The following is a 21,008-nucleotide window of genomic DNA, read 5'->3' as shown; positions in this document are numbered from 1 at the left end:
GCGCCTGCAACCCGATTTTTTCGGGCTGCAGCTTCTGCTTCGCGCCACGCGGCGCCTGCAACCCGATTTTTTCGGGCTGCAGCTTCTGTTTCCCGCTACGCGGCGCCTGCAACCCGATTTTATCGGGCTGCAGCTTCTGTTTCGCGCTCCGCGGCGCCTGCAACCCGATTTTTTCGGGATGCAGCCTCCGTTTCCCGCTACGCGGCAGCTGCTACCCGATTTCTTCGGGCTGCAGCTTCCGTTTCGCGCCACGCGGCGCCTGCAACCCGATTTCTTCGGGCTGCAGCTTCCGTTTCGCGCCACGCGGCGCCTGCAACCCGATTTCTTCGGGCTGCAGCTTCCGTTTCGCGCCTCGGGCGCTTGCGGTCAGCCCTGCGAAGCGGAATCGTCGTCTGCGGGCGAAGCATCCATCGCCGCAGCCGATTCTTCCGTCGCTGCGGGAGTTGGCGCGTCATCCGGCGGGACGGCTTCGACCGGGACGCTTTTCCCAGCGCCTGCCTCATCCGCCTCGCCCGGCTCAGCTGCCTCGCCCGACTCATCCGCCGCGCCTGCCTCGTCTGTCCCGGCCGACCCGCCTGCCGCATCCGCTCCGCCTGCAGCCCGGCCCGCCCCGGCAGCGGCCATGCGGTCCTTCATCCAGCCCGCCGCCTCGTGCAGCGAGTCGAACGTGCCCGCATCGGTCCACCAGCCCGGCAGCACCTCGTAGCGAAGCTTGCCTTGCCTGGCGTAGGCGTTGTTGACGTCGGTGATCTCCAGCTCGCCGCGTCCCGAAGGCTGCGTGACGGCGACGATGTCGAAGACGCTGCCGTCGTACAGGTAGATGCCGGTGACGCTGTAGCTCGTCGCCGGGTTGGCCGGCTTTTCCTCGATCGCGGCGATGCCTCCCTCGCTGTCGAACACCGGCACGCCGTACCGATGCGGGTCCGGCACCTCCTTGAGCAGCACCATCGCCGTGCCCGGCTCCTGGCCGCGGTAGGCTTCGACGTAAGGCTTCAGCGAGTCCTCCACCAGATTGTCGCCGAGCAGCATGAGGAACTTCTCCTGAGGAGCGATGAAAGGCTTCGCCAAATCAAGCGCTTGGGCAATGCCGCCGGCCTGCTCCTGGATCAGGTAGGTGAGGCGCGCTCCGAACGCTTCGCCGCTGCCGAGATAGTCGATGAACAGTCCCGCGGACTGCCGTCCCGTGACGAGCAGGATTTCGTCCGCGCCCGCCTCTGCCAGCGTGTGGATCGCGTAGTGGATCATCGGATATTGGTAGACGGGCAGCATATGCTTGTTCATCAGCCCGGTCAGCGGACGGAGACGGGTACCGGTCCCACCGGCCAGCAAAATGGCTTTCACTTCAGCTTCACTCCTTCGTGGATTACGGGTTCATGCCGGCCTCTCCATGCCCGGCGGCCGCAGCGCGGTCGCGGCTATGGTCGGGATAGCGGAAGCGGGGCGGCGCTCCGGCCAAACGGATCGCGTCGGCATAAGCGAGCGGACGGATCGGCTCGGACGCCACCCGGCTCGGACGGACGCGGACGGGCAGCGCCGATCCGCCGCCGGCCAGCAGCGCGGCCAGCGCGCGCGGCGGCTGCGCCAGCAGCGCCCCGTCTTCGAGGCGGCGGAGCGCCGCGCCGTTGAGCGCGAACGGCGTCCGCTCCAGCGACATCGCCGTCCGCCGCTCGCCTCCGAGCGACCAGTGCAAAAAGGCGTTGAGCCGCGTCTGCGGGCTCCACTTCGAGAAAGGCCGCCTGCAGCCGCCATCCTCCGCGAGCGCCGCCGCCGGCCGCTCCGGCGCGGCGCGCAGGACGGCCTGCAGCATCATGCGGCTCGCCGGCTGCAGCGCCTCATCGGCGTCCGCGACGAGCAAGGCCCGCGGCTGCAGCTGCCGCGCGGCTGCCGCGCCGGCGGCCCAGGCGGCCGCGCCGCCATGCGGATGCCGCAGCCGGATGCGCTGCGCCGCCTCCGGCCCGGCATCGTCGGCAGCGGACGCCTCTGCGGCGAGCTCGGCAGCGCCGGCTGGCGCTTCCGGCTCGGCGGAGCCGGGTCCGCAGCGCACGAGCACGAGCTTGCGGCAGCCCAGCTTCTCCATCCAGGCCGCAGCCGCCTCCAGCGACTCCGCGCGGGCGGAGCAGAGCACCGCGGCCGCTTCCGGCGGGAAGCTCCAGCCGTGGCCGGCGGCCGCCGGCTGCAGCCGGGCAGCGCGGGCGGACCGCGATCGGGCCGCCCCGCCTCGACGGGCTGCCTCCCTCCGGGCAGCGGCCAGGGAGCGATGCCGGCGGCTGCCCGAGGCCGGCGCTCGCTTGGAGCGCGGACTGCGCCGCGCGTGCCGCCGGACGGATCGGCCGGCAGGACCGCGCCTTCCGGCAGAAGCTTGCTTTTTCGTCATGACAAGCCGCTCCCTTCCCTCGTCTCGGAACCGGACTCCAGCGCCTTGGCCTGCGCCTCGGCCAGCCATGCCGCCGCCTCCAGATGATCGCCCGTGATGAGGCGATGCAGCGGATTCGTGCGCTCGCGCTTCAACCGGCTGCGGTTGCGGCGGCCGACGTCGACATGCACGATCCGCCGGACGGCGAGTCCTGCGGCCAGCGCCTTGACCTGAGCCAGCGGCGGCACCGCCAGCGCCTCCACGCCGATGCGCTCCGCAGCCGCGCGGGACATCGCATGAGGGACCGCGGTGAGGGACGTCCCCCGCAGGTCGCTCCGTCCTGCCATCGAGTTCAGCGCATGCTTGGCGAGCACGACCGGATGGACGCGGCTGCGGCCGGTCGGTCCCGAATAGTCGTTCAGCGCCACATCGGCTCCTCCGCTCAGTACCGCCTGCACGAACGGACGCAGCTTGGCGGCGGGCAGCACGATATCCCCGTCGAGGAAAAGCAGCGCCTCTCCTCGGGCGGCGCGAGCTCCTACGCTGCGCCCTACGTCATGTCCGAGCGCGCGGGCGCAGCGCAGCACCTTCGCTCCCATGCGGGCCGCGATCCGGTCGGAGCCGTCCCTCGTGCCGTTGGAGACGACGATCAGCTCCGTGCGCGGATGGACCCGCTTCGCTTGGGCAAGCACCGCGGCGATCGTCCGGCGTTCGTTCATGACCGGGATGATGACCGATACGGCAGGAGCCGCATCCTCCTCCAGCGGACCCGGCGGCAGAAGCGGAGACGGAGCGTCCTCGCCGGATGGCCGCCATCGCGGCGGCGGATCGGCCTCGGCCTGCCGGCGGTTTCCGGCCCTCGATTCGGACGGCATTGCCTCGTCCGCTTCTCTCGCGCCGCCCAGCCTCTCGTCGGATTCGGTCCGCGGATGGGCCGGACTTTCGTCCATTCTCGCAATTCGATCGGGCGCTGCGCCTTTGCCGGCCCTCGGCCCCGCAGGCTTCGCGCGGGCTCCTCTCCGAACGCCGGAGACGCTCGCGCCCGGCGCGCGGCGCTTTTTGCGCGGCGCCGCTTTTGCCTCGGATGGCTTTTCGCCCTGGCGGCTCGGCTGCGACTCTCTCACTTTTCTCACCTCTCTAATAGCCAGCTTATGAGAGTCGCCGGCCAGGGGAAACGGCATTTGTACAGGTTGGACAGCTGCCTTGCCGGGACGCGCGCCGCATGGGGCCGGCAGCTGGCGATTCGGCTTGCTTCTGCGTGCGCGCATAGGAAAAAGGACAGCTCCATCGCCGTCATGACGATGGAGCTGTCCTTCTTTCGGTTCATCCTGCACTTGCGCCTGAACGAAGCCGCGTTCCCGCCGCAGCTCGGCTCGGCCCTGCCCGGCGGGGTGCGCGCTTTCGGGCCTTACTCCCTGCGGCCGGCGGCGATCCAGTCCAGCCGGCCGCGCGAGTTGCCTTCCTCCTGCGTGCGGATGAGCGTCACGACCGCCTCCGCGCCCAGCTTCGCGCGCACGACGGCATGGCAGAACGGCACGTCGAGCGAGCAGGCGAGAGAGTAGCCCGTGTCCCGGAACGGCTGCTGCAGCGGCAGGATAAGGTCGAGGCGGCTGCGTTCCTTGAAGTCGAAGGCGACCGTGCCGAACTGCAGCTCGCTGCCGTCCGCAACCGGACCTTCCGCAAGCTCCGCGCCCGCCTGCGAAACTCCGGGCCCGCCTTGCGCGGCGGCTGCCGCAGGCGGCGCGGAGCGGACATCCGCTCCCGCTTCCGGCGTCCCGCCGCCGGGCATGGCCTGCGGCAGCAGCCGCACCGTCGGCGAGGTGCGGATCTTCAGCGCCGGGCTGAAGCGGACCTCCTCCAGCCGCGCCCATTCCGCCGCCGACCGGCTGGACGCGTGGAAGTCCGGCTCGCTCTCTGCGGACGGGCGAGCGAGCTCCCCGTCCCCCTCGCCCGCTCTTTCGAAAGCCGCCCGACTCCGGCGCTGCGGCTCGCCTTCGCCTTCACCTTCGCTTTCGTCTTCGCGAGCGCCAAGCTCCTCCGCCTCGAGCCCTCCCTCCAACGGACTCGCCACAGCGGCGAAGCCGTGCAGCTTGACCCGGCGGATGCCTCCCGGCCTGCGTCCGTCCGTGTCCTGATGCGGGCTGTCGACGGACGGCGATTCTCCCAATCCTTCCAATTCGGAATAGTCCGGATGATCGACCTGATACATCGGACGCGAGACTCGTCTCGGCCGCGGACGGCTGTCCGTCGCGGCCTTTCCTTTGGCTGAGGGCGCGCCGCCCGGCACGAAAGGCCGGCTCGCCTTGCCCGGTTTCCCATTCGTTTTCATGTCCATGCTCCTTCATCGGCACCGTTGGCCATTCTTCTGCTCTTATACTCTATGCGCCTGCCCTGCCGGGGGATGACTGCGGCTTGCTGCCGCGGCATGCGCAATAAGGAATGCGCAAAAAGGATGCTCCCGGCCCTAGGCCGAGCCGCATCCTCCTGACCGCTCTCCATCTTATCCCTTCCGATCCGTCCGAGTGGCCGCGACCGCTCAAGCCCTCCCCGCCGCATCGCCTTCTACCGGCGCGTCCAGCGATGCAGCTGCAGCCCTTCCACGACCAGCAGCGCCTTGCCCTCTTCTTTCGCCGCCTCCTCCGCCGCCTTGTCGGGAAAAGGAAAATAGCAGAACATGTCGCCCTTGCGATAATTGATGCCCGACATGCCGGTACCGGAAGCCTCGTAGGCGCTTCCCGCGGCTTGAACGTCCATCCTCGCCTCCAGCGTATCCCCGAAGCCGCTGTCGCTTCGAGCATGGCGGAGGCCGCTCGCCAGCGTCGCTCCGCTCCAAGAGATCGTGCCGTCCGAGCGGAAGCAGGCCATCAGGAGGCCGCTGTTCGGCTCCAGATGCGACAGCCAGATCCGCTGGTCGCCGTGGCGGTACAGGTCGCGGCCGACGTTGGCGGACAGATCCGTCAGATCGAGCTCCATGGAATATTCGCCGGGCAGCGTCGAGATGTCGAGCGAGTAGCGCTCCTTGTCGCTTGCGATCGCGGCCATCCCGCCTTGCCAGATCGGCATGATGCCGTACCCGTAGAGCCAGGCTCCTGCGGCAGCGGCGACAGCGGCCAGCGCGACGAGCCGCACTCCCTTTTTCCTCTTCCTCGGCGCTTTGCGCTCGCTTCGCATCCGTATGCGACCTCCCCGACCGGCCTGTGGCCGTGATGCTCGATTAGACGCAGCGGACTGGAAAAGGTTCCCCGATCTGGACACGCTTCCGCTCCGCCCGCCGATTGAGATCGCTCCCGTCCGCGACCGCGTCCGAAAAAATCCTGCTTATGCCCGCGGCAGCGAACGCCCCGCCGACCCGGCAGCGCCCGCCTCCGCCAGCGGCTCCGACCGCCAGGCGGCATGCCAGAGCGAGCCCGTGCCGGCTCCGGTCGGCCCTGCCGCCTGGATCGCCTTCAGCGTGAACGCCTTGGCGCGGCGCGCCGCCTCCGGCAGCTCATGGCCGAGCGCCAGCAGCGCCGCGATCGCCGAGGCGGTCGTGCAGCCGGTGCCATGCGTGTGAGGCGTCGGCACGCGCGCGGCGGCGAACCGCTCCGGCCGGTCCGGCCGATCGGCGGACAGCAGCAGGTCGACCGCCTCCGCGCTGCCGGGCAGATGCCCGCCTTTCAGCAGCACATGGCGGCTGCCGAAGCGCAGCAGCTCCCGTGCGGCCGCTTCCATCGCGGCCTCGGTCGCGAGCTCGCTCTCGTCCCAGCCGAGCAGCGCGCACGCTTCCGGCAGATTGGGCGTTATGACCTCCGCCAGCGGCAGCAGCCGGGTCCGCAGCGCCTCGGCCGCCTTTTCCTCCAGCAGGCGCGAGCCGTGCTTCGAGATCATGACCGGATCGACGACGATCGGTCCCGCCCCGCAGCGCTCCAGCTTGCCGGCGACGATGCCGATGATGTCGGCGGAGAACAGCATGCCCGTCTTCACCGCATCCGCTCCGATGTCGTCCAGCACCGAGTCGAGCTGCCGCGCGACCGCCTCCGCCGGGAGCGGGTAGACGCCCTGCACGCCGACCGAGTTTTGCGCCGTCGCCGCCGTCAGCACGCTCATGCCGAACGTTCCGAGCTCCTGGAACGTCTTCAGATCCGCCTGGATGCCCGCCCCGCCGCCGGAGTCGGAGCCTGCGATCGTCAGCGTTTTCTTGAATCGCCTCATGCGCGTCCCCTCCTTGGCCCGCCGGGGGCGGCGGCCGTCCTGCCCGCGTCGTCCCCGCGCCCTGCCGCTTCCGCCCGGCTCGGCGCAGACGTCCCCGCGCCGGCGCTCGGAGCGAAGGCTCCGGACGGGTGCGCCGAAAATCCGCGCCGGAAGCGCTCCGGATGGAACGCCGCGCTCGCCGCAAGCTCGTCTCCCTCCAGCAAGCCGAGCACGGCGGCGGCCGTCGCCGGCGCGAGCAGGATGCCGTTGCGGTAATGCCCCGCCGCGAACAGCACCTGCGGATAGCCGCTCAGCCGGCCGATGAGCGGACGGCCGTCGCGGGTCGCGGGCCGCAGCCCGGCCCAGCGCAGGCTCGGCCGCATGCCCGCCAGCATCGGAAAAGCCCGGGCGCTCCAGCGCTCCAGCCGGCCGATGCCTCGATCCGTGACGTCCGTGCAGAAGCCGGCCACGTCCTCCGACGCGCCGCAGACGAGCCTGCCGCCCGACTTGCCGACCCAGTAGGCCTGGCTCGTGAACACCATATGGCGCACCTCGCCGTCCGGCACGCCGTACGCGCAGATCTGGCCGCGGATCGGGTGGATCGTCTCCGGCAGGCCGAACAGCCGCTCGAACTCCCCGCTCCAGGCGCCGGCGCACAGCACGAGCCGATCACCCTCGAAGCGTTCGCCGCGCTCCGTCGTCAAGGCGACCGGACATTCCGGGGCGTCGCCGGGCCGCAGCTCCAGCGAGGCCAGCCCGCCCTGGCCGGCTCTGAGCCGGACGCCGACGCTGCGGCACGCCTGCTCCAGCGCCGCGGCGAGCTGCGGCGCGTCCACATGCGCCTCCGCCGGCGTATAGATGCCTCCCGCGCAGGCGGCGAGCCGCGGCTCCAGCCGCGCCGCTTGCGCCGCCGTCAGCAGCTCCGCTCCGCTGCCGGCGGCGCGCTGCCAACGCAGCCGCGACTGCAGCGGCAGCAGATCCGCTTCATGCAGCGCCACCCCGAGGCTGCCCGTGCGGCGCAGCCCCGCTTCCATCCCGCTCCGCTCCTCGATGCGCTCCACCCACTCCGGGTAGCGGCGCAGGCTGTCCAGGCACAGCTCGAAAAACGCATCCGGCTGCTCGACGTTCTCGGAGAACGGAGCCAGCATGCCCGCCGCCGCGCCTGTCGCCTGCCCGCCGAAGCCGCCGCGCTCCACGACCGTCACCTCGCGCGAGCCGTCGCTCGCCGCCTCGAACGCGCAGGCGAGCCCGATGATGCCGCCGCCGAGGATGAGCACGCGCTCCTTCATCGGCCGGCCTCCTTCGTCGCGGAACGGGCGCTGGCTATGCTTGTCCCGCCCGCCATTCCCAACGGGATCGCAGCGGCTTCTGTCGAGAGCTCAGCCGGAGCCGGAGCCGCAGCGGCGTCGCCGCCGTCGGCCCCGGCGCGGCTTGCCCCGGCCGTCCCCGCAGCGGCCGCCGCCTGGCCCGCGTCCGTTCCGTCCCGGAACGTGAACAGCTTGCCCGCCTCGGCGCTGCTCGCCGAAGCGTACGGCAGCTCCGGAATCCGGCCGGCCAGCCGGGCGAGGCGTCCCGCGCGGATCGCCAGCGCCATCGCTTCGGCCATCGCGACCGGATCGCAGGCTTTGGCGACCGGCGTGTTGGCGAGCACGCCGGAGGCGCCGAGCTCCATCGCGAGCACGGCGTCCTTGGCGGAGCCGAGCCCGGCGTCGACGATGACCGGCACCGGCGACTGCTCCGCGATGAGGCCGAGCAGATACGGATTCAGGATGCCGAGGCCGGTGCCGATCGGCGCTCCGCCCGGCATGACCGCCGCCGCGCCGGCTTCCGCCAGCCGGCGGCACAGGATCGGGTCGTCCGACGTGTACGGCAGCACCGTGAAGCCCTCCGCCGCGAGCCGCTCCGTCGCGCGCAGCGTCTCGATCGGGTCCGGCAGCAGCGTGCGCGCGTCGGCGCTGATCTCCACCTTGATCCAATTGCCGAGCCCGGCCGCGCGGGCCAGCCGCGCGATGCGCACCGCCTCGTCCGCGTTGCCCGCTCCGGAAGTGTTGGGCAGATACGTCAGCGCGCCTTCTTCCAGATGCTGCAGGATCGAGTCGTCGGCCACCTCGTCGAGGTTGACCCGCCGCACGGCGAACGTCACCACCTCCGCTCCGCTCGCCCGCAGCGCCTGCAGCATGACCGCCGGGCTCGGGAACCGGCCCGTGCCGAGGAAAAACCGCGACCGCAGCGTCTTGCCGCCGATCGTCCAGACGTCCGTCCCATTTCCTGTGCCTCCTGCAAGCACGCCGCTTCCGCTGCCTGTCTTCGCCGCATCCGCACCGTTCGATTCGAATCGCATCCGCTCAGCCCCCTCCTACAAAATGCACCAGCTCGACCGCCATGCCGCGCCGCAGCCGGCAGCGGCTCCACTCCTCGCGCGGCACGATCTGACCGTCCGCCTCGGCGACGATGCGGCGGCCGCTCAGGCCGCGCTCCTCCACGAGCCGCTCCAGCGTGCCGGCCGCCGTCCGATGCGGACCGCCGTTCAGCACGATGTCGACCGCCGCGGCAGCCCAACCATTCGTCTCGCCCGCCGCCCGAGCCGCGGCCAGCTCCCGCCCCGCTTCGTAAGCCTGCCCGTTCCGCCTCCCCCGCGCCGCCGCGATCATCGCCTTGAGCTCGCGGCATGCCTGGGCGGGCGACGCGCTGCCGACGATCGCGGACACGGCGCAGAGGCGCGTCGCTCCGGCCCCCAGCACCTGCTGCGCGTTATGCGGCCCGATGCCGCCGATCGCGACCCACGGGACGCGCACATGGCGCGACGCTTGGCGGACGTACTCCAGCGTCACCGCGGGACGCCCCGGCTTCGTCTCGGTCGGAAAGACCGGACCGACGCCGATATAGTCGGCGCCTGCGTCTTCCGCCGCCAGCGCCTGCTCGAGGCTGTGCGTGCTGATGCCGATGATCGCGTCCGGGCCGAGCCGCTCCCGCGCCTCGCGCCAGCCTCCGTCCTCCTGACCGAGATGGACGCCGTCGGCCTCCGCCTCCAGCGCCAGCTCCGGATCATCGTTGACGATGAACGGCACGCCGTACTCGCGGGTCAGCCGGCGCAGCAGCCGGGCTTTTTCCAGCAGCTCGTCCTTCTTCGCCGTCTTGTGCCTCAGCTGCACGATGTCCGCTCCGCCATGAAGCGCCTCGCGCATCACCTCCTCCAGCGTGCGCCCGGGATGATAGTTCTCCCCCGTGATGACATAAAGGCCGAAATCCAGCTTTTTCATCCTTCCGACTCCCTTCCTGAACCTGCGGCAGCGCGCGTCCTGCGCCTTTTCGGCCTCTCTCCGCCACGCTCCGATCCAGGTCCGTTTTTGCTCCTCGTTCGCTCGCTGCCTTCAGCTGACGGGCAGATAGCGCTCGCATACTCTCAATGCCTCGTCGGGATCTCCCGCTCCTTGCACGAGCACCCTGCCATCCGGAAAAACAACAAGCCGCGCCCCCTCGTCCGGCAGCTCGGCCCGCAGCAGGTATGGATTGCGCATGACCGCGCAGCCCGCCGCCTCGAGCTGCCTGCGATAAACGTCCAGCGGCTGCGGCTCGCTCAGCTCCACCTGCACCGTGTCCCGCCCGCACAGGACGGCCGACAGAACAGCCGTCTTCCGCGGCTTGAACGCAGCGTCGACCGTTGCCGCAGCTTGCGGCTCGCTCCGTGCAGATGACGCCTCCACAGCCGGCCCTCGCGCTTCTCTCGCTGCTTCTGCCTTCCTCGAGCCGCTCCGCGAAAGCTCTCCCGCGCCGCTGCCGCCTCTCTGCGCCTGACCTGCTTCGCCGCATGCCGGACAGGTCCGGGTCGGCCCCGGCAGCTTCAGCTCGCGCAGCGACAGCGGCCAGACGCTCGCCGTCGCGAGCGTGCGCCGCAGCTCGCCGCGGCTGCCGCTCAGCCACTTGAGCGCCTCCGCCGCCTGCAGCGCCGCGACCAGCTCCACCGCCGGCGACAGCATGCCGACCGTATCGCATGTCTCGCCGCTCTCCTGCTCCTCCTCGCCGCCGATCAGGCAGCGCAGGCAGCAGGTCGCGCCGGGTACGAGCGGCGCGCTCATGCCGGAGGCTCCGGCGACTCCGCCGTAGAGCAGCGGCACGCCATGCGCGAAGCACCAGTCGCTCAGCCGCAGCCGCACCGCGGCGTTGTCCGTGCCGTCGAGCACGAGATCGCAGCCGGCAGCCGCCTTCTCCAGCGCGCCCGGCGCCGTCAGGTCGGCGACGACGGCCTCCACTGCCAGCCCGCTGTCGACGCGACGCAGCTTTTTCGCCGCCGCGACCGCCTTCGGCAGGCACTGCCGCGCGTCCTCCTCGTCGAACAGCATCTGCCGCTGCAGATTGCTCCACTCGACATAGTCGCGGTCGGCGAGCACGATCGAGCCGACGCCCGCCCGCGCCATATGCTGCGCCAGCGCGCAGCCGAGCGAGCCGACTCCGGCGATCAGCACGCGGGAGCGGAATAGCGCCAGCTGGCCTTTTTCGCCGATCGGCGCGAACCGCATCTGCCGCGAGAAGCGCTCGCGCCTCTCCGCGCTCAGCCCTGCGACCGCTCCTGGCTCCGTCCGACCGGCCTTTTCTGTCCCGCCAACCATGCCTGCTCTCGCTTCTGGCTTCATCCGTCCGGCCCCGCCTGCACCCGCCTCTCCCTCCGTCCGACCGACCTCGCCTAAGGCCGCTCCTTCCTCCGTCTGACCGGTCCCGCCGACGATGGCCCCTCTCTCCGTCGGGCTCTCCTTAAGCATAGAGCTTGCCGCCGCCCGCCTTGAAGGCGTCCGCCTGCTCCTTCATGCCCGCCTCGATCGCCTCCGCTGTCTCCAGCCCCTCGCGCTCCGCATAGTCGCGGATGTCCTGCGTGATGCGCATGCTGCAGAACTTCGGTCCGCACATCGAGCAGAAATGCGCCGTCTTCGCGCCCTCGGCGGGCAGCGTCTCGTCGTGATAGCTCATCGCCCGCTCGGGATCGAGCGACAGATGGAACTGGTCGCGCCAGCGGAACTCGAAGCGCGCCTTGGACAGCGCGTCGTCGCGCAGCCTCGCGCGTGGATGGCCCTTGGCCAGATCGGCCGCATGGGCAGCGATCTTGTAGGTGATGACGCCCTCCTTCACATCCTCCTTGTTCGGCAGGCCCAGATGCTCCTTCGGCGTCACGTAGCACAGCATCGCCGTCCCGAACCAGCCGATCATCGCCGCCCCGATCGCGCTCGTGATATGGTCGTAGCCCGGCGCGATGTCCGTCGTCAGCGGACCGAGCGTGTAAAAAGGCGCCTCGTCGCACACCGCGAGCTGGCGGTCCATATTCTCCTTGATGAGGTGCATCGGCACATGGCCGGGGCCTTCGATCATCACCTGCACGTCATGCTTCCAGGCGATCTTCGTCAGCTCGCCGAGCGTGTCCAGCTCCGCGAACTGCGCCTCGTCGTTGGCGTCGGCAATCGAGCCGGGACGAAGGCCGTCGCCGAGCGAGAAGCTGACATCGTACGCCTTCATGATCTCGCAGATCTCCTCGAAATGCGTGTACAGGAAGTTCTCCCGATGATGAGCGAGGCACCACGCCGCCAGGATCGAGCCGCCGCGGCTGACGATGCCCGTCACGCGCTTCGCCGTCAGCGGCACATAGCGCAGCAGCACGCCCGCATGGATCGTGAAGTAGTCGACGCCCTGCTCGGCCTGCTCGATCAGCGTGTCGCGGAACACCTCCCAGCTGAGGTCCTCGGCCTTGCCGTTCACCTTCTCCAGCGCCTGATAGATCGGCACCGTGCCGACCGGGACGGGCGAGTTGCGCACGATCCATTCGCGGGTCGTATGGATGTTCTTGCCGGTGGACAGGTCCATGATCGTGTCCGCGCCCCAGCGCGTCGCCCACGTCATCTTCTCGACCTCCTCCTCGATCGAGGAGGCGACGGCGGAGTTGCCGATGTTGGCGTTGATCTTCACATGAAAATGCCGCCCGATGATCATCGGCTCGATCTCCGGGTGGTTGATGTTGGCGGGGATGATCGCGCGGCCGGCGGCCACCTCGCTGCGCACGAACTCCGGCTCCATGCCCTCGCGGAGGGCGATGAACTCCATCTCCGGCGTCACGATGCCGCGCCGCGCGTAATGCAGCTGCGTCACGTTGCGGCCGGGCTTCGCCCGCAGCGGCTTGCGGCCGGTCGGCGGGAACCGCTCCGCGCCTTTTGCCGCCGCCTTCTCCGCATCCGTAAAGCCATTGTCCTCCGGACGCACCTCGCGGCCGTCGTAGGCTTCCGTGTCGGCTCGCTCCGCGATCCAGCGCTCTCGCAAGGCGGGCAAGCCGCGCCGGATGTCCGCGACATAGCTTTCGTCCGTATACGGACCGCTGGAGTCGTACACGCGCACCGGCTCGTTGGGCACCTGCTGTCCGCGCATGTCACTGTCCGTCAGCGCGATCTCGCGCACCGGCACGCGCACGCCCGGCGTCTTTCCGTCGATGTAGGCCTTGCGGCTCCCCGGCAGCGGCTTCGTCAGGATGGGCATATGAAAAAAACCTCCTCGCGGTTGTGGAATATCCGCTAGGAGGCTAGAGAGCAAAGAAAGCCGTGCTCGCGCATCGTTCCGTGACGGCTCGCCCTCGAGCCGGCACGGAGGGGCTTGGCCAGGTCTGCGCCCGCCGCCAGGTTGGGGCGGGCTTCGGGAGAAGGGTTCAAGGGCAGTCCGGATGGGAGTGATTCCCCCGCCTTCGACGCAAGGCAGCCGGCGAAGCCTTCCGACCGTGCCGCCCTTGTCTCTTTTGCCTTTCCCCTTCTTATCCGAACGTCGTCGCCTCCTTCCCATCCGCTTGGCGAGGCGCAAAAAAGCCGCCTCCCGGACAGGAAGCGGCGAATGGACGCAGACCGATACAAACGTTGCGCGATTCGACCACTTTCCTACGCTGGCATGACCCAGATCAGGTTCAAAGGGACCAAAGCTTCGCTTTATCTCAGCCCTTGCGGGCGCCCCTAGTGGATATCTTGGTTTTGAATATACGCTGTCTTTCAGGTGTCGTCAAGTTCGAACTTTTCATTCTACAAATAATAAAAAAAAACCACAAGGAGTGTTCTCGCATGTGGTTTTAAACTTAAGTTTCTAATCTATTGGTAGTTCAAACTAGCTCAAATCGAATCCGTTCATCAGCTTGGCCTTAAGGAGCCATTGGTACAGGGCTACGGCGGCGAATTCACGGTCAGCCGGGGCGTTGGGCTGATAATAGGTCTTGCCCGAAAGCAAGTAACCGTTCAAGACGCCCGCGTTCGTAAGCTTCTGGATGCTTTCTCTGGCATAAGCGGCCGCATGTGCCAGGTCTGTGTAAGCGACCGTTTGATCGGTCGTCAACTCGATGCCGGCAAGCTTCAATGCCCGCTCCAGGATAACAGCCAGATCCTGACGGGAGACTTTGTCATGTGGCGCGAATTTTCCCTTGCCGATGCCTTGGATCAACCCCGCTTCGCTGGCCGCCGCCACGTCGGCAGCAAACCAGTCGCCTTTTTTTACATCGGTGAAAGAGGCGAGCGCTGTTGACTTCAGACCGAGTGCCCGGACGAGCAGGGCGGTGAATTCGGCGCGGCTCAGGCTGGCATCGGGCGAATAAGTCGTCGCTGATGTACCGTTGATGATCCACTTGCCGGCCAAAGCCTCGATCACGCGAGCGGCGGCGGAGTCGTCAAGATCAGTAAAGTTCACGGTTCGAGTCGCCAAGGCGTACACCGAGAAGCCAGGGCGGCTGACGGTCACCTTCGTCGTGCCGTCCGCTTGCTTGCTCAAGATGGAAGCTACGGGAGAGACGGCACCGTCTTCTTCATACAGCACTCCTGCCTCGTCAAGCTCGAAGCTGCCGGGTACAGTGAATGTTCGGGTGATGAATAGATGGTTCGGGATGTCCACGGGCTTGCGACCGGCTGCAGTTGTCCAGTCGGCCTCAAATGAGACGGGTTGGCCGATTAGTTTGCCATTTCCTAAAGCAGTGACGAAAGCGCTGGAATCAGCAGCCGGCTTGATTTCCAATTCGAGACTGGAATTGGAGGGAGCGAGGCTCATCAGAGACAGCGGCAGAACAACGGACGATCCGCCAGCGCTGAAGACAACCGTGCTCTTCTTCGGCAAGGCTGAGAGCAGTTCGACTTGCCGGCCTGTCAATACAAGCTTGGCCTGCTCCTTGTTGGTCGAGATAACCAAGGATCCAGCGGAATTTCCAGCGGAAGCAATGGCTGCCGTCAGATCGGCGTCCGTGACGGTGACCATCATCATGCCGTCCTGAACGGTTTCGGTGCTTCTGATTGTATGTTCTGTATTCGAAATGACCGGAGACGGTTGCACGCTTGGAGCCGGCGACGCCGTCGGAATGCCCGGATCGGACGGAGCCGGTGACGGCGTCGGTGTTGATGACGGTGTTGATGACGGTGTTGATGACGGTGTCGATGACGGTGTCGGTGTCGGCGATGGCGTCGGCGTCGGAATATGAGGATTGTTGGCATCCTCATCTGAGATCACAGTAACCGTAGGGTCGATTCTGGATTTGTCGAAGGTTGCCCCTTCGGCATACCGGATCGTTCCTTTGCCCGTGACTTTTCCATTTACGACCAGGTCGCCGGACAAGAATAACACTTCATCTTCTGGAATGATCAGGCTGCCGTCTACGATCAGCTTGCCATAGATCGAGGTGGAAACCTGAGCGTGGTTCGGATTAAGCTCAGCTCTCGTCGAGCGATCGGTCGTGATGGTCGCCACTGCTTCTGCCGGTACGATGGAGCTGTCCAGAGTCGGAATGGTCGTGCTTCCGTCCCATTTTAGAGCCGGGAGCCGCTCCAGTGTATTGAACTTGACGAGGTCTTCCCGTTGAGAGTTCAGGACGACGGAGAGCTGCGCATCGTTGGAGAAGGTTCTCCATCCGAACGCATCGACCGAGCCGCCGAGTTTAGCTTCCTTGACTTGATTGAAAGCCCGAGACCCCAAATAGCGAACGGAATTCGGGATGGCGACGGAGGTCAAGCCGCTGTTGGAGAAAGCCTCATCCCCAATGTAGACCAATGAATCGGGCAGGTCGACCGAAGTCAATGCTTTTGCTCCCGAGAAGCCGCCGCGGTTGATCGCCGTAATCGAGTTCCCCATGACGATTTTCTTCAGGTTGTTCATAGCGGCGAACTGATACTCATTCACGAAGGTCGGACCGGCAGGAACCGTAATTTCCGTTTCTTTGATGCCGGCAAAGGCGCTGTCGTCAGCCCATTCGATTGATTGGGGAATTTCCAGATCGACGCCCCCATTATAGCCGGGCTCTTGTTGGCCGGAATAACCGAGCGCCTGGAAGCCCACTTCTTTCAGCTTTTTCGGATAGTTGAAGCTCTTCAGGTACAGATTCTGATCAAAGGCGCGCTCCCCGATGATTTCAATCGTATCCGGAAGCACGATCTTGGTCAAAGTCGGAACGCCCTTGGTCAGAAATGCCGCGATAGAGGTTACGGTATACGTCAAATTGTTTCCGCTGTCGGTTGCTTGCTCTGGAATGAACAGCTCCGATACCGTCTTGTTGTCAAGCGCTTGGACCTCGGCCGTCGTGTCGCTGGTCGGGCGGTAGAGGATGCCATCCGCCAGGAACAGCCCCGGAACATAATCAGCGAATTCGGAACCGCCGACGGTAATGGAAGCCGAGTAATTGCTACGGCGTATTTGCCGTGCCACCGTTTTATTGGCGGCGATCACATTCGTCTTCGCGCCGATGAAGGCATCCCGGTCAATCCGCAAGGCGTTGGCTCCAACCAGAATCGATTGGGAGGTCAGTCCCCTGAAGGCTTTCTCCCCCATTACCTGCACGGAATCGGGAATGATGACATCCGCCAGTTTCGCATTGAGATCCGAATAAGCAAAAGCTTCAATTCGGGTAACCGTAGACGGAATGGTCACGGAGGTCAGCTTGGATAATTGGAAGGCGCTAGGTCCGATAGCTTCAAGCCCTTGCGGCAGCTCAATGCTCGTAATTCCGGAGCCGTAGAAAGCTGCCCTCGGAATTCGTTTCAAGTCGCCGGGCAACCGGATTTCGCTCAACTTGGACGTGTTGATAAAAACATTTTCTCCAATGCCCTTGACTCCGTCAGGCAGATGCACCTTGGTCACCGAAGTCATCCCAAGCGCGCTATAGCCGAGCTCCTGAAAACCAGGATTGAGGATGACTTCCTTCAGCTTCTGATTGCCGGCGAAGGCATAGCGGCCGATGAACTTGACATTCTTGGGAATGTTGATCTCCGCGTTGCCCAGCCAGGAGAAAGCCTCGTCATCGATTCGCTCTACGGAATCGGGAAGAATGACCTTGGTCAGCTTGAAGGCAGAGTTGAAGGCTTGTTCCCCGATGATCTTGACTCCGTCGGGAACGATGACACGTTCTACATTCGAGGCAAAGTAGAAAGCGCGGTATCCGATGGAGGTAAGGCTGTATTCCTCCCCGCCATGCTCGATGGCTTTCGGCAGGATGATTTCTCCCTTTTTGTCGGGATAACGAGCCACAAAGGATGTAGGGTCTACCGTCTGATCTGCGATCAGCTGCACCTCGTGATGGCCGGTTACCCGATAATCAAGGCCGTCAGCTCGAAACACTTCGTTCAGATTGGCGACAATCTGGGCATGATTGCCCGCTACGGACAAATTGCCGTGCTGGCTGTCGTTGATATAGTTGGGCGGGGTTAAATTTTCATCCGTCTCTGTCATTCCTGTCCCATCCGGCAGCTCGGTATCGACATACAGCTTTGTCGTCGCTTTGAGGCCAGTGCCGGTCATAGCGGTAACGACAGCGATCCCCTTCGACTTGGCGGCAAATGTTCCGTCCTGGCCGATCGTTCCGACTGCTTCGTCATCCACGGACCAGACGACCGGATTGTTGCTGAATTTATCTGGCTTTACCGTGGCGTGAAGCTTGACGGCGGCACCCGATTTCACGCTCTGCGCCGGGTCCATGACAATGGTTTGCGGACCGAATTCGACATAATCAATACTGTAATTGGAAGCATAATCGTACGTATAGATAGCGATTTTTCCAGGATTGTAGCCTTTGCCCTGCATGTATTCGGCTAGGTTGCTGATGTCCACCCTCACCGTGATGTCTGACCCGTCTTGCTCCGGAATGTAATTGTCGAGAGCGTAAATATGTCCCGAGGTGTCGGTGAACATGAGATACTTGATATTCTGATTATCGGCAACATTCAATTCCAGATAGGTCTTGCCGTTTTCGGCGTAGGTCGTCGCGCTTGTGATCGAGGGGGCCGTGTTGTCGATCGTGAAGGGAAGGACCAGCTTCTGGATCGTAGTACCGCCCGCTACCGTAGCCTTAATGGTGTAATTCAGCTTCGTATTTTCCGGAACCGGCTTGCCGTTTTTGTCTTTGCCATCCCAAGCGGTCTTGGGAGAGGTCGTCGTGAAGCTGCCGCCGTTGGCGTAAAAATAGGTTTTGCGGGCAGATCCATATTCTTCGTGCCAGTATTCGGTTTTCCCGTCCTCACTGGTTACGGAGAAGTTCATGTTCTCCGCATTTCGAAGCAGGCTGATCCGAGAGGATAATCGGCCGCCGTCGGCTAGAACCGTGGAGAAGGCCAGCTTGTCCGTAAACGTTTTGGGAGTAGCCGCCTGGTTCTCGCCCAGCAGCCGTCCTACCAGACCATAGATGTCTTGATTGATTAGAGCGGTGTAAGCAGGAGACATCGGCATTCCGGCATACGGGGGAAGGTCAAAGATCGCCGGCTGATCCCAGTCGCCGTAATAGCCAAGAAACGGCAACGAGAGGTTGATTCCCTGCTCTTCCTGGCTCTCTAGCTGGACGAAGCCTTCCACATAGATGCCATTTTTGAATTGCTGCTGAAGCTCTTGTTTGACAGTATCGGATAGCGCAAGCGTTAGGGATACGTCCTTCTTGCCATGCGGCGGAACGGTGACCGTCTGGTCGCCGCTGACGACGATCTCCTCGGTCCGAAGCGTTCTCGGAGCCGTATCGAGGTAGATGCCACTTTTCACCTTGCCGGTCAGCGCAGTTGAATATACGGCGTAGGTCACCGTACGATCCGACGTATTGTTCACCGTGAAATGAATCGAATAAATCCCGTTCTCGCTCTCGCCTACCTCTGCCTTGGGGCGCTCCCCGTCGACGGTTAGATAAGCGGGAGAATGGACTGCCTTGAAGACATTGACCAGTCCGGCACCTTGCTGTCGGACCGGATAATAGTCACCGGAAGCATTCTTGATCGGAGATGCCGTGCTCATCTCAAGGTTGGTGATCAGCTTCGCCTTTCCCTCGGAGCTGAGGTCGCTGAACTGCGGATTCTCGTTTAAATATTGGCGGATCAACGCCGATACGCCGGCCAGATGCGGCGTTGCCATGGACGTGCCGCTCATAAGCTGATATTTGTTGCCATTCATGCTGGAATAAATATTTCCTCCTGGAGCGGTGATCTCCGGTTTGATCTTCAGATCGGGAGACGGACCGATCGACGAGAAGGATGAGATTAATCCACCGCCTGGGTTCTCGATGATGGATTCATTGGCTTTGGAGAGGTATATCGTCATGGGATTTGCATTCGCCAGAACTTCCCCGGCGTTCTGCGCCACCCCGACAAGGGGGATGATATTGCTGTTCATTACAGCAGGAGTAACGATCGCTCCGGGTTCATTATTCACGACAATGACAGCAACGGCTCCGGCCGCTTTCGCGTTCACGGCCTTTTGCTCAAAGGTAAGCTCCTTGCCGCCACCCCGATTGATGACCACAGCTTTTCCCTTTACATCCACGCCCTGATAGTCTTCCATGGATCCAAATTTATCTAACACGACATAGTCCAGCTTCTTGTCGTTGAACGTATTCGTAATCGGGAGCTGAGCATTCGTATTGGCATTCACGACATCGGCATAGGGAATTTTCACGCCGCCGATGTAGGTTGCCGAGGTGACGCTCGCTTCGCCTTCAGTCCCGTATGTGGCGTCAGTTACGCCGACAACCATATATTTGGACGAGAACATGACGTTTTCCGAGCTTGCTACGGACAGAGCGGAACGGACTGTGGATGGACTGCCGACGATTGCGGTGTCCGGATTATCGGCCGTATTCAGATTGAGGCCGGTCGTGTTGGAGACCGAAGACGAGCTGTCATTGCCGGCAGCGATGTCCAAATTGATGCCGGCGGCGATGACACTGGAGTAAACATCGTCCATATCCTGATCGCCGGTCGAACGGAAGCCTGCCGCTGCGCCAAGGCTCATATTGATGGTGTCGGCTCCGAGGGCGATGGCGTCCTCAAGGCCTTCGAGGATGATGTCATCCGAGGTAGAGCCGTTCCCATCCGAGAATACCTTCATCATCATCAGCTGGGCATCTGGAGCGACTCCCTTGAAAGCCTTGCTGGGGTCAGTCTGGCTGGACGTATTGTTTCCGGCGATAATGCCGGCCACGTGAGTGCCGTGATCCATCCCGCCGCGAACATTCGTATCCTTGTTCGCATAGTCGAATGCGAATGGAACTTTGTCGCTGACATAGGTCTTGTTGCCGCCAATGTCAGCCAGCTTCGAGGCTTGCAGAACCTTGCCGCTGATGAGCTCGGCAATCTTGTCTCTCGAATACTTCAGCGACGAAGCATCGGGCATTGTTTTGAAGGCTTCATGCTCTGTGTCCAGCCCGCTGTCGAGAATAGCGACAACGGTGTTTTTTCCCGTATAGCCGGTGGAATGGACCAGATCAGCGCCGATCATGCCTGAACTGTAGGCATCCTGCAGGGACGGAGAGACGTAGGCCGTCGTGTCGGGCAGCGCATAAGTGGCCACCTCAAAAACGGACCTCACGCCTTCGATCCGCATCACGTTTTCAATTGACTTGCGAGGCAATTCAACGGAGAAGCCGTTCAGAGCGACTGTGTACTGGACAGAGTCGACGAACGAGGCGCCGGCGATTTTGCTGGCAATCGCGCTCTTCACTTTTTTCTGCTCGTTCGCCATCAAGTCCTTCTCTCGCTGCGCTGCATCGCTCTGGATGTATTGCGATGGCGACAGCTCTGTGCTTGACAGGGAGTACTGGTCGATCAGCGACTTCTGCTTCAGCTTGACAATAACTTTAACTTGCTCATTCGGGTCGAGCATTCCCTCTATCTTGGCTGCTTGCTCAGCCAAATGAGAAAGATCAAGATCGGGCTTGCTCAGTTCCGCTGTGAGGACAAGACTTTTGGAGTCAGATAATCTCACGTCGCTTGCATAAGTCAACGATTGAAAGGGAAGAAGCAGAAGAGCAAAAAAGGAAAACAATGATCTCTTCCATCTAGCGTTAGACATTGTGCCAGCACCTCCTATTTAGTTTAGGAAAGTATAGCATCGACCTCCCTATAGTTCAATATGTTTCTAATTTACCATTAGACGACGGTCTAACAAATGAGCATGAAAAGAAACATCCTGCGATGCTTCTAGTAGAATGTCGATATTCAAGGAGAGCAGGCGGATGAAAAAGATGTCGCGAAAT

Annotated in this window: 11 protein-coding genes, 1 pseudogene and 1 riboswitch; all 12 genes and pseudogenes read right to left on the bottom strand. The window is 64.1% G+C overall.

What is annotated here, in order from left to right; genetic code table 11:
* Positions 1–366 precede the first annotated feature (366 nt).
* The gene (locus tag NYE40_RS08365) at positions 367–1,341 is read right to left on the bottom strand and encodes a sugar phosphate nucleotidyltransferase (protein WP_176587467.1); all 975 of its coding nucleotides are present in this window, start codon (positions 1,339–1,341) and stop codon (positions 367–369) included.
* A gap of 22 nt (positions 1,342–1,363) precedes the next feature.
* Positions 1,364–2,374, bottom strand: a complete 1,011-nt coding sequence (locus tag NYE40_RS08360) for a hypothetical protein (RefSeq protein WP_339279779.1) — start codon at positions 2,372–2,374, stop codon at positions 1,364–1,366.
* Positions 2,371–3,303, bottom strand: coding sequence for a glycosyltransferase (locus NYE40_RS08355; RefSeq protein WP_240478969.1), 933 nt, complete (start codon positions 3,301–3,303; stop codon positions 2,371–2,373). The genes NYE40_RS08360 and NYE40_RS08355 overlap by 4 nt, the downstream gene beginning before the upstream one ends.
* Positions 3,304–3,761: 458 nt before the next feature.
* Positions 3,762–4,682 carry a WIAG-tail domain gene (locus tag NYE40_RS08350; RefSeq protein ID WP_339279778.1) on the bottom strand — a complete coding sequence of 307 codons (921 nt, stop codon included), beginning with the start codon at positions 4,680–4,682 and terminating at the stop codon, positions 3,762–3,764.
* 233 nt (positions 4,683–4,915) lie between these two features.
* Positions 4,916–5,524: a hypothetical protein gene (locus NYE40_RS08345; RefSeq protein WP_339279777.1), complete on the bottom strand. Its 609-nt coding sequence runs from the start codon at positions 5,522–5,524 to the stop codon at positions 4,916–4,918.
* Positions 5,525–5,671: 147 nt separating this feature from the next.
* Positions 5,672–6,544, bottom strand: coding sequence for a bifunctional hydroxymethylpyrimidine kinase/phosphomethylpyrimidine kinase (thiD, locus tag NYE40_RS08340; RefSeq protein ID WP_101808849.1), 873 nt, complete (start codon positions 6,542–6,544; stop codon positions 5,672–5,674).
* Positions 6,541–7,812: a glycine oxidase ThiO gene (gene thiO / locus NYE40_RS08335; protein ID WP_101808848.1), complete on the bottom strand. Its 1,272-nt coding sequence runs from the start codon at positions 7,810–7,812 to the stop codon at positions 6,541–6,543. The genes thiD and thiO overlap by 4 nt, the downstream gene beginning before the upstream one ends.
* Positions 7,813–8,036: 224 nt before the next feature.
* Positions 8,037–8,810 (bottom strand): annotated as a pseudogene (locus tag NYE40_RS08330) (thiazole synthase); the annotation flags it as partial.
* A gap of 58 nt (positions 8,811–8,868) precedes the next feature.
* Positions 8,869–9,783 (bottom strand): thiamine phosphate synthase, encoded by a 915-nt coding sequence (gene thiE, locus NYE40_RS08325; RefSeq protein WP_339279776.1) that lies wholly within the window; start codon positions 9,781–9,783, stop codon positions 8,869–8,871.
* A gap of 111 nt (positions 9,784–9,894) precedes the next feature.
* On the bottom strand, positions 9,895–11,154 hold the full coding sequence (locus NYE40_RS08320) for a ThiF family adenylyltransferase (RefSeq protein ID WP_339279775.1): 1,260 nt from the start codon (positions 11,152–11,154) through the stop codon (positions 9,895–9,897).
* A gap of 118 nt (positions 11,155–11,272) precedes the next feature.
* Positions 11,273–13,033, bottom strand: coding sequence for a phosphomethylpyrimidine synthase ThiC (gene thiC / locus NYE40_RS08315; RefSeq protein WP_339279774.1), 1,761 nt, complete (start codon positions 13,031–13,033; stop codon positions 11,273–11,275).
* 369 nt (positions 13,034–13,402) lie between these two features.
* Positions 13,403–13,506, bottom strand: a riboswitch (TPP riboswitch).
* Positions 13,507–13,642: 136 nt separating this feature from the next.
* Positions 13,643–20,824, bottom strand: a complete 7,182-nt coding sequence (locus tag NYE40_RS08310) for a leucine-rich repeat protein (protein ID WP_339279773.1) — start codon at positions 20,822–20,824, stop codon at positions 13,643–13,645.
* Between the last annotated feature and the right edge of the window lie 184 nt (positions 20,825–21,008).

It is taken from the genome of Paenibacillus sp. FSL W8-1187 (assembly GCF_037965485.1).
Classification (GTDB): domain Bacteria; phylum Bacillota; class Bacilli; order Paenibacillales; family Paenibacillaceae; genus Paenibacillus_O; species Paenibacillus_O pasadenensis.
Note: the sequence above shows the minus strand (reverse complement) of the source record. Positions and strands in the feature narration are given on the sequence as shown.

Bases quoted from the DNA above. Each gene is read 5' to 3' on its own strand.
- NYE40_RS08360 (WP_339279779.1), bottom strand. From the start codon at position 2,374: ATGACGAAAAAGCAAGCTTCTGCCGGAAGGCGCGGTCCTGCCGGCCGA.
- NYE40_RS08355 (WP_240478969.1), bottom strand. From the start codon at position 3,303: ATGGACGAAAGTCCGGCCCATCCGCGGACCGAATCCGACGAGAGGCTG.
- NYE40_RS08350 (WP_339279778.1), bottom strand. From the start codon at position 4,682: ATGAAAACGAATGGGAAACCGGGCAAGGCGAGCCGGCCTTTCGTGCCG.
- NYE40_RS08345 (WP_339279777.1), bottom strand. From the start codon at position 5,524: ATGCGAAGCGAGCGCAAAGCGCCGAGGAAGAGGAAAAAGGGAGTGCGG.
- thiD (WP_101808849.1), bottom strand. From the start codon at position 6,544: ATGAGGCGATTCAAGAAAACGCTGACGATCGCAGGCTCCGACTCCGGC.
- thiO (WP_101808848.1), bottom strand. From the start codon at position 7,812: ATGAAGGAGCGCGTGCTCATCCTCGGCGGCGGCATCATCGGGCTCGCC.
- thiE (WP_339279776.1), bottom strand. From the start codon at position 9,783: ATGAAAAAGCTGGATTTCGGCCTTTATGTCATCACGGGGGAGAACTAT.
- NYE40_RS08320 (WP_339279775.1), bottom strand. From the start codon at position 11,154: ATGAAGCCAGAAGCGAGAGCAGGCATGGTTGGCGGGACAGAAAAGGCC.
- thiC (WP_339279774.1), bottom strand. From the start codon at position 13,033: ATGCCCATCCTGACGAAGCCGCTGCCGGGGAGCCGCAAGGCCTACATC.
- NYE40_RS08310 (WP_339279773.1), bottom strand. From the start codon at position 20,824: ATGTCTAACGCTAGATGGAAGAGATCATTGTTTTCCTTTTTTGCTCTT.